Source organism: Flavobacterium sp. GNP010 (genome assembly GCF_056428945.1).
Map to the genome: position 1 here is coordinate 88,317 of NZ_JBWJVK010000009.1, position 12,475 is coordinate 100,791.

At 34.0% G+C, this 12,475-nt stretch carries 16 protein-coding genes; 15 read left to right on the forward strand and 1 reads right to left on the reverse strand.

What is annotated here, in order from left to right:
* The first annotated feature begins 4 nt into the window (after nt 1–4).
* The 15 genes from rpmD (at nt 5) to ctlX (ending at nt 11,745) form a co-directional block, all read left to right on the forward strand.
* Nucleotides 5–187 (forward strand): 50S ribosomal protein L30, encoded by a 183-nt coding sequence (gene rpmD / locus AC061C_RS05640; protein WP_035668100.1) that lies wholly within the window; start codon nt 5–7, stop codon nt 185–187.
* Between the two features lie 11 nt (nt 188–198).
* A complete protein-coding gene (gene rplO / locus AC061C_RS05645) occupies nt 199–651 on the forward strand; it encodes a 50S ribosomal protein L15 (protein WP_417944008.1) in 453 nt (150 codons plus the stop codon).
* 13 nt (nt 652–664) lie between these two features.
* On the forward strand, nt 665–2,011 hold the full coding sequence (gene secY, locus AC061C_RS05650) for a preprotein translocase subunit SecY (RefSeq protein WP_417969099.1): 1,347 nt from the start codon (nt 665–667) through the stop codon (nt 2,009–2,011).
* Nucleotides 2,012–2,014: 3 nt separating this feature from the next.
* A complete protein-coding gene (infA, locus tag AC061C_RS05655; RefSeq protein ID WP_007136545.1) occupies nt 2,015–2,230 on the forward strand; it encodes a translation initiation factor IF-1 in 216 nt (71 codons plus the stop codon).
* Nucleotides 2,231–2,242: 12 nt separating this feature from the next.
* Entirely contained in the window at nt 2,243–2,359 is a 117-nt protein-coding gene (gene ykgO, locus AC061C_RS05660; RefSeq protein ID WP_008992256.1) for a type B 50S ribosomal protein L36, read from the forward strand.
* A 2-nt stretch (nt 2,360–2,361) separates the two neighbouring features.
* Entirely contained in the window at nt 2,362–2,736 is a 375-nt protein-coding gene (gene rpsM / locus AC061C_RS05665; protein WP_091203660.1) for a 30S ribosomal protein S13, read from the forward strand.
* Between the two features lie 8 nt (nt 2,737–2,744).
* Nucleotides 2,745–3,128: a 30S ribosomal protein S11 gene (gene rpsK, locus AC061C_RS05670; RefSeq protein WP_024981527.1), complete on the forward strand. Its 384-nt coding sequence runs from the start codon at nt 2,745–2,747 to the stop codon at nt 3,126–3,128.
* A 92-nt stretch (nt 3,129–3,220) separates the two neighbouring features.
* Nucleotides 3,221–3,826, forward strand: a complete 606-nt coding sequence (gene rpsD / locus AC061C_RS05675; protein ID WP_282711735.1) for a 30S ribosomal protein S4 — start codon at nt 3,221–3,223, stop codon at nt 3,824–3,826.
* 21 nt (nt 3,827–3,847) lie between these two features.
* Nucleotides 3,848–4,840: a DNA-directed RNA polymerase subunit alpha gene (locus tag AC061C_RS05680; RefSeq protein ID WP_039110214.1), complete on the forward strand. Its 993-nt coding sequence runs from the start codon at nt 3,848–3,850 to the stop codon at nt 4,838–4,840.
* A 63-nt stretch (nt 4,841–4,903) separates the two neighbouring features.
* The gene (rplQ, locus tag AC061C_RS05685) at nt 4,904–5,392 is read left to right on the forward strand and encodes a 50S ribosomal protein L17 (RefSeq protein WP_309758277.1); all 489 of its coding nucleotides are present in this window, start codon (nt 4,904–4,906) and stop codon (nt 5,390–5,392) included.
* A 169-nt stretch (nt 5,393–5,561) separates the two neighbouring features.
* The gene (carA, locus tag AC061C_RS05690; protein ID WP_478290357.1) at nt 5,562–6,662 is read left to right on the forward strand and encodes a glutamine-hydrolyzing carbamoyl-phosphate synthase small subunit; all 1,101 of its coding nucleotides are present in this window, start codon (nt 5,562–5,564) and stop codon (nt 6,660–6,662) included.
* 381 nt (nt 6,663–7,043) lie between these two features.
* Nucleotides 7,044–8,336 carry a phosphopyruvate hydratase gene (gene eno, locus AC061C_RS05695; RefSeq protein ID WP_478290358.1) on the forward strand — a complete coding sequence of 431 codons (1,293 nt, stop codon included), beginning with the start codon at nt 7,044–7,046 and terminating at the stop codon, nt 8,334–8,336.
* A 154-nt stretch (nt 8,337–8,490) separates the two neighbouring features.
* Nucleotides 8,491–9,774, forward strand: coding sequence for a citrate synthase (locus AC061C_RS05700; RefSeq protein WP_309758283.1), 1,284 nt, complete (start codon nt 8,491–8,493; stop codon nt 9,772–9,774).
* Between the two features lie 64 nt (nt 9,775–9,838).
* Nucleotides 9,839–10,753: a dimethylarginine dimethylaminohydrolase family protein gene (locus AC061C_RS05705; protein WP_478290359.1), complete on the forward strand. Its 915-nt coding sequence runs from the start codon at nt 9,839–9,841 to the stop codon at nt 10,751–10,753.
* Nucleotides 10,754–10,809: 56 nt separating this feature from the next.
* Nucleotides 10,810–11,745 carry a citrulline utilization hydrolase CtlX gene (gene ctlX, locus AC061C_RS05710; RefSeq protein WP_478290360.1) on the forward strand — a complete coding sequence of 312 codons (936 nt, stop codon included), beginning with the start codon at nt 10,810–10,812 and terminating at the stop codon, nt 11,743–11,745.
* Between the two features lie 49 nt (nt 11,746–11,794).
* On the opposite strand, the gene AC061C_RS05715 is transcribed toward ctlX, so the two are convergent.
* Nucleotides 11,795–12,427 carry a MarC family NAAT transporter gene (locus tag AC061C_RS05715; RefSeq protein WP_478290361.1) on the reverse strand — a complete coding sequence of 211 codons (633 nt, stop codon included), beginning with the start codon at nt 12,425–12,427 and terminating at the stop codon, nt 11,795–11,797.
* Nucleotides 12,428–12,475 lie beyond the last annotated feature (48 nt).

The following is a 12,475-nucleotide window of genomic DNA, read 5'->3' on the forward strand; positions in this document are numbered from 1 at the left end:
AATTATGGCTAAATTATTAGTAAAACAAGTTAGAAGCAAAATCAACTGTCCTCTTACTCAAAAGAGAGGATTAGAAGCTTTAGGTCTACGTAAAATGGGACAAGTTGTAGAGCATGATTCAAACCCTACAATCCTTGGGATGATAAATAAAGTTAAACACTTAGTTTCTGTTGAAGAAACTAAATAACAAATACTGTTATGAATTTAAGTAACTTACAACCTGCTGAAGGTTCTACACACAATCAAAATAAAAGATTAGGTAGAGGAGAAGGTTCTGGAAAAGGTGGTACTTCTGCAAGAGGTCACAAAGGAGCAAAATCTCGTTCTGGTTATTCTAAAAAGATTGGTTTTGAAGGAGGGCAAATGCCACTTCAAAGACGTGTACCCAAGTTTGGTTTCACAAACATCAATCGTAAAGATTACGAAGGTGTCAATCTTGATACACTGCAACTTTTGGTTGATAATGGTGTTATTAAAGATACTGTTGATATGACAGTTTATGTTGCTAATCGTTTGGCTACTAAAAATGAAATCGTTAAGATTTTAGGTAGAGGTGAATTGACAGCAAAATTAAAAGTAACCGCTCACAAATTTACTGCTACTGCAAAAGCTGCTATTGAAGCTGCTGGTGGAGAAGCTGTAATAATGTAATTTTTCAATTAATATGAAGAAATTTATTGAATCAATAAGCAATGTTTGGAAAATTGAGGAATTAAAAAATAGAATCCTGATTACATTGGGATTACTATTAGTGTATCGTTTTGGTGCACAAGTTACTCTTCCAGGTATTGATGCTACACAGTTAGGTAATTTAGCTGGGCAAACTAAAGAAGGAATTGGTTCAATTCTTGACATGTTTACTGGAGGTGCATTCTCTCAAGCTTCTGTTTTTGCTTTGGGAATTATGCCTTATATTTCGGCCTCTATTGTTGTTCAGTTAATGGGAATTGCTATTCCTTATTTGCAAAAACTACAAAGTGATGGGGAAAGCGGTAGAAAAAAGATTAATCAAATTACGCGTTGGTTGACAATTGGAATTACTTTAGTTCAAGGCCCAACTTACATCTATAATTTATATAGAACGTTACCTAGTAATGCATTTTTATTGGGTTTCAATTCATTTGAATTCTTATTTTCATCGGTAGTTATTCTGGTTACAGGTACTATTTTTGCTATGTGGCTTGGAGAAAAGATTACAGATAAAGGAATTGGGAATGGTATTTCTTTGTTAATCATGGTTGGGATTTTAGCTAGATTACCTCAAGCTTTTATTCAAGAGTTTACAACAAGAGTTACCAATAATAATGGTGGTCCGATGTTGTTGGTTATTGAAATTATCATTTGGTTATTAGTTATCATTTGTTGTGTACTATTGGTTATGGCGATCAGGAAAATTCCTGTTCAATATGCGCGTCGTACAACGTCAGGTGATTTTGAACAAGACATGCTGGGTGGAAACAGACAATGGATTCCTTTGAAGCTTAACGCTTCTGGAGTTATGCCGATCATTTTTGCGCAAGCAATTATGTTTATTCCAGCTGCCTTAGCAGGTTTATCTAAATCAGATACATCGCAATCAATTGTTGGTGCGTTTAGTAATATGTTCGGGTTTTGGTATAATTTTGTATTTGCAACTTTAATAATTGTATTTACTTTCTTTTATACTGCAATTACGGTTCCTACTAATAAAATGTCTGATGATTTAAAGAGAAGCGGTGGTTTTATTCCAGGCATCAGGCCAGGGGTTGAAACTTCAGATTATCTTGATAAAGTGATGTCATTGATAACCTTTCCAGGATCTTTATTTCTTGCTTTAATAGCTGTGTTCCCAGCAATTGTTGTAAGTCTTATGGATGTTCAACAATCTTGGGCAATGTTTTTTGGAGGTACTTCATTAATAATTATGGTTGGTGTTGCCATAGACACAATGCAGCAAATAAATTCATACTTGTTGAATAAGCATTATGATGGTTTGATGAAAAGTGGTAAAAATAGAAAAGCAGTAGCTTAATTTATGGCAAAACAATCAGCAATAGAACAAGACGGATCCATCATCGAAGCATTATCAAATGCGATGTTCCGTGTAGAGTTAGAGAATGGACATATTGTGATCGCACATATTTCTGGAAAAATGCGTATGCATTATATCAAGTTATTACCTGGTGATAAAGTGAAACTAGAAATGAGCCCTTACGATTTGTCAAAAGCAAGAATTACTTATAGATATTAAAGGATATTCAAAATGAAAGTTAGAGCTTCAGTAAAAAAGAGAAGTCCCGAGTGCAAAATTGTGCGAAGAAAAGGGAGATTGTACGTAATAAACAAAAAGAATCCTAGATTTAAACAAAGACAAGGATAATTATGGCAAGAATAGCAGGGGTAGATATCCCAAAAAATAAGAGAGGTGTTATTGCACTTACCTATATCTTCGGATTAGGAAAAAGTAGAGCTGTTGAGATTTTAGAAAAAGCTCAAGTTAGCCAAGATAAAAAAGTTCAAGATTGGAATGATGACGAGATCGGAGCAATTCGTGAAGCGGTATCTACTTTTAAAATTGAAGGAGAATTACGTTCTGAAGTTTCTTTAAACATCAAACGTTTAATGGATATTGGTTGTTATAGAGGTATTCGTCATAGAACTGGTCTTCCTTTAAGAGGACAAAGAACTAAGAACAACTCTAGAACTAGAAAAGGTAAAAGAAAAACTGTTGCAAACAAGAAAAAAGCAACTAAATAATAAGTAATATGGCTAAAGCAACTGCAAAAAAACGTAAAGTTATCGTTGAATCAACGGGAGAAGCTCATATTTCTGCTACTTTTAACAATATCATCATTTCTTTAACTAATAAAAAAGGTGAAGTTATTTCTTGGTCTTCAGCTGGAAAAATGGGTTTTAGAGGTTCTAAAAAGAACACTCCATATGCAGCCCAAATGGCAGCAGAAGATTGTAGTAAAGTAGCTCTTGAAGCTGGATTGAAAAAAGTAAAAGTGTATGTAAAAGGACCAGGAAACGGACGTGAATCTGCTATTCGTTCCTTACATAATGGTGGAATTGAAGTTACAGAAATTATTGATGTTACTCCAATGCCTCACAACGGATGTCGTCCTCCTAAAAGACGTAGAGTTTAATACTCAAAAAAAAATATAGTATAACCAAGATTGAATATCGATTATTGAAGGATCAGACCTGAATTCATAATCTCAATCTTAAACAATTTAAAATGGCAAGATATACTGGTCCTAGTACAAGAATCGCTCGTAAATTTGGCGAGGCGATTTTCGGAGACGATAAAGCTTTCGAAAAAAGAAATTACCCTCCTGGGCAACACGGGATGGCTAAAAAAAGGGGAAAAAAATCTGAGTTTGCTATTCAGTTAATGGAAAAGCAAAAAGCTAAATATTCTTACGGAATTTTAGAAAAACAATTCAGAGGGTTGTTCAAAAAAGCATCAGCTACGAAAGGTGTTACTGGTGAGGTTTTATTACAGTTGTGTGAAGCTAGATTAGATAATGTTGTTTTTAGAATGGGTATCGCTCCTTCTAGAAGAGGTGCACGTCAGATCGTTTCTCACAGACACGTCACAGTTAACGGTGAAGTAGTTAATATTCCTTCTTACCACCTTAGACCTGGTGACAAAGTTGCAGTTCGTGAAAAATCTAAGTCATTAGAAGCTATCGAACGTTCTTTATCTAATTCAAGTCATGTTTATGAATGGATTACTTGGAATAATGATATCAAAGAAGGAACATTCGTTTCTGTACCTGCGAGACTTCAAATTCCAGAAAACATTAAAGAACAATTAATCGTAGAGTTGTACAACAAATAATAATTGACTTAGTCGAAATTTATGGCAATATTTAATTTTCAGAAGCCCGATAAAGTTATCATGATCGATTCAACCGATTTTGAAGGTAAGTTTGAATTCAGACCTTTAGAACCTGGTTACGGATTGACCGTTGGTAATGCACTTAGAAGAGTTTTGCTTTCAGCATTAGAAGGTTATGCAATAACATCTGTTCGCATTGAAGGTGTAGATCATGAGTTTTCTACTATTTCAGGAGTTGTTGAAGACGTTACTGAAATTATCCTTAATCTTAAACAGGTGCGTTTTAAACGTCAAATTGAAGATATCGATAATGAATCAGTAACTATATCTGTTTCAGGTAAAGACCAATTAACAGCTGGTGATTTTCAAAAGTTTATTTCAGGTTTCCAAGTTTTGAATCCAGAACTAGTTATCTGTAATCTTGACAGTAAAATCAAACTTAATTTTGATTTAACTATCGAAAAAGGTAGAGGATACGTTCCTGCTGAAGAGAACAAAAAACAAAACGCTGCAATTGGAACTATTTTTACTGATTCTATTTTTACTCCAGTAAAAAATGTAAAATATGCTATTGAAAACTTCCGTGTAGAGCAAAAAACAGATTATGAAAAATTAGTTTTTGAAATCAAAACTGATGGTTCGATCAATCCAAAAGATGCCCTTACTGAAGCTGCAAAAGTTTTAATTCACCATTTCATGTTGTTTTCTGATGAAAGAATTACACTCGAGGCTGACGAAATCGCACAAACGGAATCGTATGATGAAGAGTCATTACACATGAGACAGTTGCTTAAAACTAAGCTAGTTGATATGGATCTTTCTGTAAGAGCATTAAATTGTTTGAAGGCGGCTGAAGTTGATACACTTGGTGATTTAGTATCTTTTAATAAAAATGATTTAATGAAATTCCGAAATTTCGGTAAAAAATCTTTAACTGAGCTTGATGAACTTGTTGCAGTTAAAAATTTGAACTTCGGTATGGATTTAGCAAAATACAAACTAGATAAAGAATAAATTACTTCATATTTTGATCTCCAGAGTGGATAGTATCAAGATGAAAGTATAAAAAAACACGTCATGAGACACGGAAAAAAATTCAATCACCTTAGCAGACAAACTGCACATAGAAAATCTATGTTAGCTAATATGGCTTGTTCTCTTATTGAGCACAAACGTATTAATACTACAGTTGCTAAGGCGAAAGCGCTTAAACAATTTGTTGAGCCTTTAATTACAAAATCTAAAGCTGATACTACACACAATCGTCGTATCGTTTTTGCTTACTTGCGTAGTAAATATGCTGTTACTGATTTATTCAGAGATGTTGCTGCAAAAGTAGGAGATCGTCCAGGTGGATACACACGTATCATTAAAGTTGGAAATCGTTTAGGAGATAATGCTGATATGGCAATGATCGAATTAGTAGATTTCAATGAACTTTACAATGGAGGTAAAAAAGAAGTGAAAAAAGCTAAAAGCCGTCGTGGTGGTAAAGCTAAAAAAGCTGACGAAGCTACTGAAGCTCCTGTTGCTGAAACAGAATCTACTACTGAGTCTGCTGAGTAATTATGAAAATAATCATTCAATAAAAATCAAGGATAAGCTATTTATAGTTTATCCTTTTTTTTTATCCTTATATATTTAATTTTTTAAAAGAGGTACTTAAAGTTTTTTTTTAAAGGAATCAAGTTTTTAACACCTTTGAATTTTAGTTCACTACGAAAACACAACACTAATGAAATACACTACACGACATTCTGCTATTCTTTTACTAAGTGATGGAACCATTTTTCATGGAAAATCAATCGGGATTAGTGGAACTTCTTTTGGAGAAGTTTGTTTTAATACTGGTATGACTGGATATCAAGAGATTTTTACCGATCCTTCTTATTACGGACAGTTAATGGTTACTACTAATGCACATATTGGTAACTACGGTGTTAATGAAAATGAAGTTGAATCAGATTCTATTAAGATATCAGGTTTAATTTGCAAAAATTTTAGTTTTAATTATTCTCGCCCTGATGCTTCAGAAAGTTTAGAAGTTTACTTTAAAAAACAAAATCTAATTTGTATTTCCGATGTTGATACTAGAGCTCTAGTAAATTATATAAGAGATAATGGTGCAATGAATGCTGTAATATGTACAGATGGAACTTCTGTTGATGATCTTAAGTTAGCCTTATCGAAAGTTCCTGACATGAAAGGTCTTGAACTGGCTTCTAAAGTATCTTCTAAGATTCCATATTTTTATGGCGATGAAAATTCAAAATATAAAATCGCAGCTTTAGACTTGGGGATTAAAAAAAATATACTTCGTAATTTAGCTAAAAGGGACTGTTATATTAAGGTTTTTCCTTATGATGCTACTTTTGAAGATTTACAAGCGTTTAATCCTGATGGTTATTTCTTATCTAATGGACCTGGTGATCCTGAGCCGCTTTTGGGTGCAATTCAAGTTGCAAAGGAAATATTGGCCAACAATAAGCCATTATTTGGAATTTGTCTTGGTCATCAAGTAATTGGTTTGGCCAACGGTATTTCAACTTACAAAATGTTTAATGGGCACAGAGGGATTAATCATCCTGTAAAAAATTTACTGACGGGAACAGGGGAAGTTACTTCTCAAAATCACGGTTTTGCTGTTAACAAAGAAGAATTGGATAATCATCCTGATTTAGAAATTACACATCTTCATCTCAATGATGGAACGGTTGCTGGAATGCGCATGAAAAACAAGAATTGTTTCTCGGTACAATTCCATCCAGAAGCAAGTCCGGGACCCCATGATTCATCGTATTTGTTTGATCAATTTATTGAGAATATGAAAGGTTAATATTTTATAATTTATAGATAGAAAAGAGGTTGACTTGAATTTGAGTCGATCTCTTTTTTTTATATTTTTTTATTTATAAGTTTTTTCTGTCATTGAACTCTTTTCTTTTTGTATGAATTAGAATTAGATAGTTAAATTCAATTGAATTATTTTTTTTATTGTGTGGTGACTTTATTTGTTTCTATTGGTAGTTTTTAATTATTTCTTTCGGTTTTGTTTTTTAATTCAGAAGCATATTTTTTTTAATTAACTTAAAAAGTATTTAAATATTTGTTTGTAGACTAATTATAACGTTTTCGTTAATAACATTCATTATTTTCATAATATGATTCCAAAAGTTAGAATATATTTGTATTTGTAAAATATTTTAAAATTTAGTATATGAGTATTATTATCAAAATTCACGCAAGACAAATTTTTGATTCAAGAGGAAATCCTACTATTGAAGTAGATGTAATTACAGACAACGGAGTTTTAGGAAGAGCTGCAGTACCTTCGGGCGCATCAACTGGCGAGCATGAAGCTGTAGAGCTTCGTGATGGTGGAAAAGCATATCTCGGAAAAGGAGTATTGAATGCGGTGAAGAATGTAAATACGATTATCGCTGAGGAACTTGTAGGTGTTTCTGTTTTTGAGCAAAATCAAATTGATCAGATGATGATTGATTTAGATGGTACTCCAAACAAATCAAACTTAGGAGCAAATGCCATTTTAGGTGTTTCTTTGGCTGTAGCCAAAGCTGCTGCAAATGAATTAGGATTGCCTTTGTATCGTTATGTTGGCGGTGTTTCTGCAAATACTTTGCCAGTGCCTATGATGAACATTATCAACGGTGGCTCTCATTCTGATGCGCCAATTGCTTTTCAAGAATTTATGATTTTTCCTGTAAAAGCGACTTCATTTTCTCACGCGATGCAAATGGGTACTGAAATTTTTCATAGCTTGAAAAAAGTTTTGCACGATAGAGGACTTTCAACGGCTGTTGGTGATGAGGGAGGTTTTGCACCAAACTTAGCTGGAGGAACAGAAGACGCTTTAGACACGATTAAAAAAGCTGTTGAAGCTGCAGGATATACTTTTGGGGATGAAATTATGATTGCCTTAGATTGTGCAGCTGCTGAGTTTTACTCAAATGGGAAATATGATTATTCTAAATTTGAAGGAGAAACGGGCAAAGTGAGATCTTCTGCAGAGCAAGTAGATTATTTAGCCGAATTGGCAGCTAAATATCCAATTATTTCTATCGAAGACGGAATGGATGAGAATGATTGGGACGGGTGGAAAATGCTTACGGAAAGAATAGGTGATAAAGTACAATTAGTTGGAGATGATTTGTTTGTTACAAACGTAGAACGCTTGTCAACAGGAATCGATAAAGGAATCGCAAATTCCATCCTTATTAAAGTGAATCAAATTGGAACTTTAACAGAAACAATAGCTGCGGTAAATATGGCTAAAAATGCTGGGTATACCTCTGTTATGTCTCATCGTTCTGGTGAAACGGAGGATAATACAATTGCTGATTTAGCGGTAGCGCTAAACTGTGGTCAAATAAAAACAGGTTCAGCATCTCGTTCAGATCGTATGGCAAAATACAATCAATTGCTTAGAATTGAGGAAGAATTAGGTAATTCTGCTTATTTCCCTGGTAAAAATGCATTTAAGATAAAATAATTTTAATTATTTCTTGATGAAAGCCATTCACTTCTCGTGAGTGGCTTTTTTTTGTAATATTTAACAGTTTCATTGTTGTATTCTCTTTTTAATTATTGTTTAATTCCTTAGATTTGGGAAATTATTATTTTAAAAGTTTATTTCCAATTATATTATGTCAAAAATAGCAACATTAGAAATTGATGGTCAAAAATTTGAACTTCCTGTTATTGTAGGGAGTGAAAATGAAGTTGGCGTTGATATTAACAAATTACGTGATTTGTCTGGAGTGATCACTCTTGATCCTGGATACAAAAATTCAGGTGCCTGTACTAGCGAAATTACTTTTCTTGACGGTGAATTAGGAATTCTTCGTTACAGAGGATATTCAATAGAAGATTTAGCAGCAAAAGGACATTTTCTAGAAGTATCTTATTTAGTTATTTTTGGTGAGTTGCCAACTGCAGCGGAATTAGAAAATTTTGAAACCAACATCAGAAAATATACTCTAGTCAATGAGGAAATGAAAAGCATCATTGATGGTTTTCCTAAAACAGCACATCCAATGGGTGTTTTGTCTGCATTGACAAGCGCATTAACGGCTTTTAATCCAAAGTCAGTAAATGTAGAGAATGAAAAGGAAATGTATGAGGCAGTGTGTAAAACCATGGGTAAATTCTTGGTTATTGCAACTTGGACCTATAGAAAAAGTATGGGTTATCCTTTGAATTATTATGACAATACCAAAGGATATGTAGAAAACTTTATGCGATTAATGTTTGAATTGCCTACTGGACCTTACACGCCAAATCCGGTAGTTATTGATGCTTTGGATAAATTATTTATTCTTCACGCAGATCATGAACAAAACTGTTCTACCTCTACAGTAAGAATGGTAGGATCCTCACATGCAGGATTATTTGCTTCTATCTCAGCAGGAGTTTCAGCACTTTGGGGACCTTTGCACGGTGGAGCGAACCAAGCAGTACTGGAAATGTTAGAAGAGATTCATAGAACTGGTGGTGATGCAGATAAATATTTGGCCAAAGCCAAAGACAAAAATGATCCATTCCGTTTGATGGGCTTTGGTCACAGAGTTTACAAGAACTTCGATCCAAGAGCAAAGATTATCAAAAAAGCAGCTGATGAAGTGTTGTCTACTTTAGGGGTTGATGATCCAATTCTTGCTATTGCAAAAAAATTAGAAGAATCTGCACTTGTTGATGAGTATTTTGTTTCAAGAAAATTATATCCAAACGTGGATTTCTATTCTGGAATTATTTACAGAGCTTTAGGAATTCCTACTGATATGTTTACAGTTATGTTTGCTATTGGGCGTTTACCAGGTTGGATTGCACAATGGAAAGAAATGAGAGAAAATAAAGAACCAATAGGAAGACCAAGACAGATTTATACTGGACACCCTTTGAGGGATTTTAAAACATCCGACAAAAGATAAATTCACTTTAAAAAGCTTCACTATTTTGTGAAGCTTTTTTTATATTTGTCAAAAGCTATTACACATGTTAGAGTTAAACGTACATAATGAAACATCGCGGCTTCGAGCTGTAGTGCTAGGTTTAGCAAATAATAATGGACCGACACCGACTGTTGAAGAAGCGTACGATCCAAAATCATTAGAGCATATTATAGCAGGTACATATCCAATAGAGAAAGATATGGTAGATGAAATGGAAGCTTTTAGTGCTGTTTTAAAAAAATATAACGTAAAGGTGTATCGACCTGAAATGATTGAAAATTACAACCAAATCTTTAGCAGAGACATCGGTTTTGTAATTGATGATATTTTTATAAAGTCTAATATTTTGCCAGATCGTGAACGAGAACTCGATGCTATTCAATATCTAATAGAAACAATTAATCCAAAAAAAGTGGTTCGTCCACCAGAGGAGGTTCATATAGAAGGTGGTGATGTGATGTTGTGGAATAATTATATTTTCGTGGGAACTTATAAAGGAAGCGACTATAAAGAATACATTACTGCACGAACCAATTTACAAGGTGTGCAGTACCTCAAGGATTTATTTCCACATAAAATTGTTAAAGAATTTGACCTCGTAAAGTCAAAAATTGAAGCTAGAGACAACGCCTTGCATTTAGATTGTTGTTTTCAACCTGTAGGAAAAGATAAAGGGATAATTTATAAAAATGGTTTTCGGGAAGAGGCTGATTACTTATTTCTAGTTGGTCTTTTTGGAAAAGAAAACTTATTTCATATTACGAGAGATGAAATGTACCATATGAATTCTAATATTTTCTCCATTGATACCCATGTTGTGGTTTCTGAACGAAATTTTACGCGACTCAATAATTGGTTGCGTGACAATGGTTTTGTGGTCGAAGAAATTCCATATGCCGAAATTGCGAAACAAGAAGGATTGCTGAGATGCACTACTTTGCCTTTAATTAGAGAATAATTTTGTAGACACGCACTACTTGTGCGTCTCTACAATAATAAAAAAAATAAAATATCATGAAACAAACTACCAATTCTATTTTGATGATTCGCCCAGTTGCGTTTAGAATGAATGAGCAAACTACAGTCAATAATTATTATCAAAAAGTACTAGATGGACTTTTACCAACAACAGTAAATGCTAAAGCACAACAAGAATTTGATGCTTTTGTAGAAAAATTGACTGCTGTTGGGGTTGATGTCACGGTTGTTGATGACAGCCTTGATATAGATACTCCCGACAGTATTTTCCCGAACAATTGGATTTCATTTCATGAAAATGGCGATGTAGCCTTATACCCAATGTTTGCTGAGAATCGCCGAGCAGAACGTCGTGAAGATATATTAGATCTGCTTGAAGACAAAGGTTTTGTGATAAATAATATCGTTGATTATACAAGTGCTGAGGAAGATGGTTTTTTCTTAGAAGGAACAGGAAGTTTGCTCTTAGACCGAACAAATTCAAAAGCATATTGCGCTCTTTCACCGCGAGCAGACGAAGAATTGTTTATTGAATTCTGTGAAGATTTTGATTATGCACCCGTTATTTTTGAAGCGTTTCAAACTGTAGATTCAGAACGAAAATTGATTTATCATACCAACGTCATGATGTGTTTGGGAGAAACGTTTGCCGTAATTTGTTCGGATTGTATCGATGATAAGAAAGAACGTAAAATGGTGCTGGATAACCTAAAAGAAAACGGGAAGGAAGTCATTTTAATTACCGAGTCTCAAATGAATAATTTTGCTGGGAACATGTTGGAACTTCGTGGAGCAAATGACAAACGCTATTTGGTTATGAGTGCTGCGGCACATCAAGTATTAACTCCCAAGCAGATCGAACAGCTTGAAAAACACGCAGAAATTTTGAGTTCTAGTTTAGATACCATTGAAGCCTGTGGCGGAGGAAGTGCCCGATGCATGATGGCTGAAATTTTCTTGCCAAGAAAATAATAAAAAAAGGCGGATAAGAATTTAATTCTTATCCGCCTTTTTTTTATTTCTATATCGAGAGATTCCCTTTTATAATATTGATAATTGCACTCACAATATATTGTATTCCTATCGCAATTACAATGAATCCTACAATTCTTGAAATCGCTATGATCCCAGATGCTCCCAGTATTTTAGCGAGATAATGAGCACTTTTTAGAATGATAAAAATGGCAATTGCAATGGCAAGAATCGCAATCGAGGAAATAATAATTTCCATTGTAGTGTTGTGTTCTTGATAAAATGCGATTAGTAATGAGATTGATCCAGGTCCAGCTAGCATGGGTATTGCCAGTGGTGTCAATGCAATATCATTTCGTTGTTGTGCATCCGTTTCGGCTTTTTTATTGATACCTCGTTTCTTAGTAAATTTCCCTGAAAGTAGTGAAAAACCCGAGCTTACAATAATAATTCCGCCCGCAATACGCAATGCATCAATACTGATTCCGAAAAAAAGCAGGACGTATTGTCCTATAAAAAAGGATACAATTAGAATTATAAATACATTTATAGCTGTCCATAATGAAATTCTAGAACGCTCTTTTTTGGTATCATTTTGCGTTAGGCCCACAAAAATAGGCACAGTCCCTATTGGGTTTAAAACAGAGAAAAGAGCCACGAACAGATAAATAAATAGGTCCATAATTGTTATTTGAGATTGTAAAAATACTCTTTTTTTGTTTTTTAATGT

Excerpts from the sequence above, each read along its gene's own strand:
- rpmD (WP_035668100.1), top strand. The coding sequence starts at position 5 with ATGGCTAAATTATTAGTAAAACAAGTTAGAAGCAAAATCAACTGTCCT.
- rplO (WP_417944008.1), top strand. The coding sequence starts at position 199 with ATGAATTTAAGTAACTTACAACCTGCTGAAGGTTCTACACACAATCAA.
- secY (WP_417969099.1), top strand. The coding sequence starts at position 665 with ATGAAGAAATTTATTGAATCAATAAGCAATGTTTGGAAAATTGAGGAA.
- infA (WP_007136545.1), top strand. The coding sequence starts at position 2,015 with ATGGCAAAACAATCAGCAATAGAACAAGACGGATCCATCATCGAAGCA.
- ykgO (WP_008992256.1), top strand. The coding sequence starts at position 2,243 with ATGAAAGTTAGAGCTTCAGTAAAAAAGAGAAGTCCCGAGTGCAAAATT.
- rpsM (WP_091203660.1), top strand. The coding sequence starts at position 2,362 with ATGGCAAGAATAGCAGGGGTAGATATCCCAAAAAATAAGAGAGGTGTT.
- rpsK (WP_024981527.1), top strand. The coding sequence starts at position 2,745 with ATGGCTAAAGCAACTGCAAAAAAACGTAAAGTTATCGTTGAATCAACG.
- rpsD (WP_282711735.1), top strand. The coding sequence starts at position 3,221 with ATGGCAAGATATACTGGTCCTAGTACAAGAATCGCTCGTAAATTTGGC.
- AC061C_RS05680 (WP_039110214.1), top strand. The coding sequence starts at position 3,848 with ATGGCAATATTTAATTTTCAGAAGCCCGATAAAGTTATCATGATCGAT.
- rplQ (WP_309758277.1), top strand. The coding sequence starts at position 4,904 with ATGAGACACGGAAAAAAATTCAATCACCTTAGCAGACAAACTGCACAT.
- carA (WP_478290357.1), top strand. The coding sequence starts at position 5,562 with ATGAAATACACTACACGACATTCTGCTATTCTTTTACTAAGTGATGGA.
- eno (WP_478290358.1), top strand. The coding sequence starts at position 7,044 with ATGAGTATTATTATCAAAATTCACGCAAGACAAATTTTTGATTCAAGA.
- AC061C_RS05700 (WP_309758283.1), top strand. The coding sequence starts at position 8,491 with ATGTCAAAAATAGCAACATTAGAAATTGATGGTCAAAAATTTGAACTT.
- AC061C_RS05705 (WP_478290359.1), top strand. The coding sequence starts at position 9,839 with ATGTTAGAGTTAAACGTACATAATGAAACATCGCGGCTTCGAGCTGTA.
- ctlX (WP_478290360.1), top strand. The coding sequence starts at position 10,810 with ATGAAACAAACTACCAATTCTATTTTGATGATTCGCCCAGTTGCGTTT.
- AC061C_RS05715 (WP_478290361.1), bottom strand. The coding sequence starts at position 12,427 with ATGGACCTATTTATTTATCTGTTCGTGGCTCTTTTCTCTGTTTTAAAC.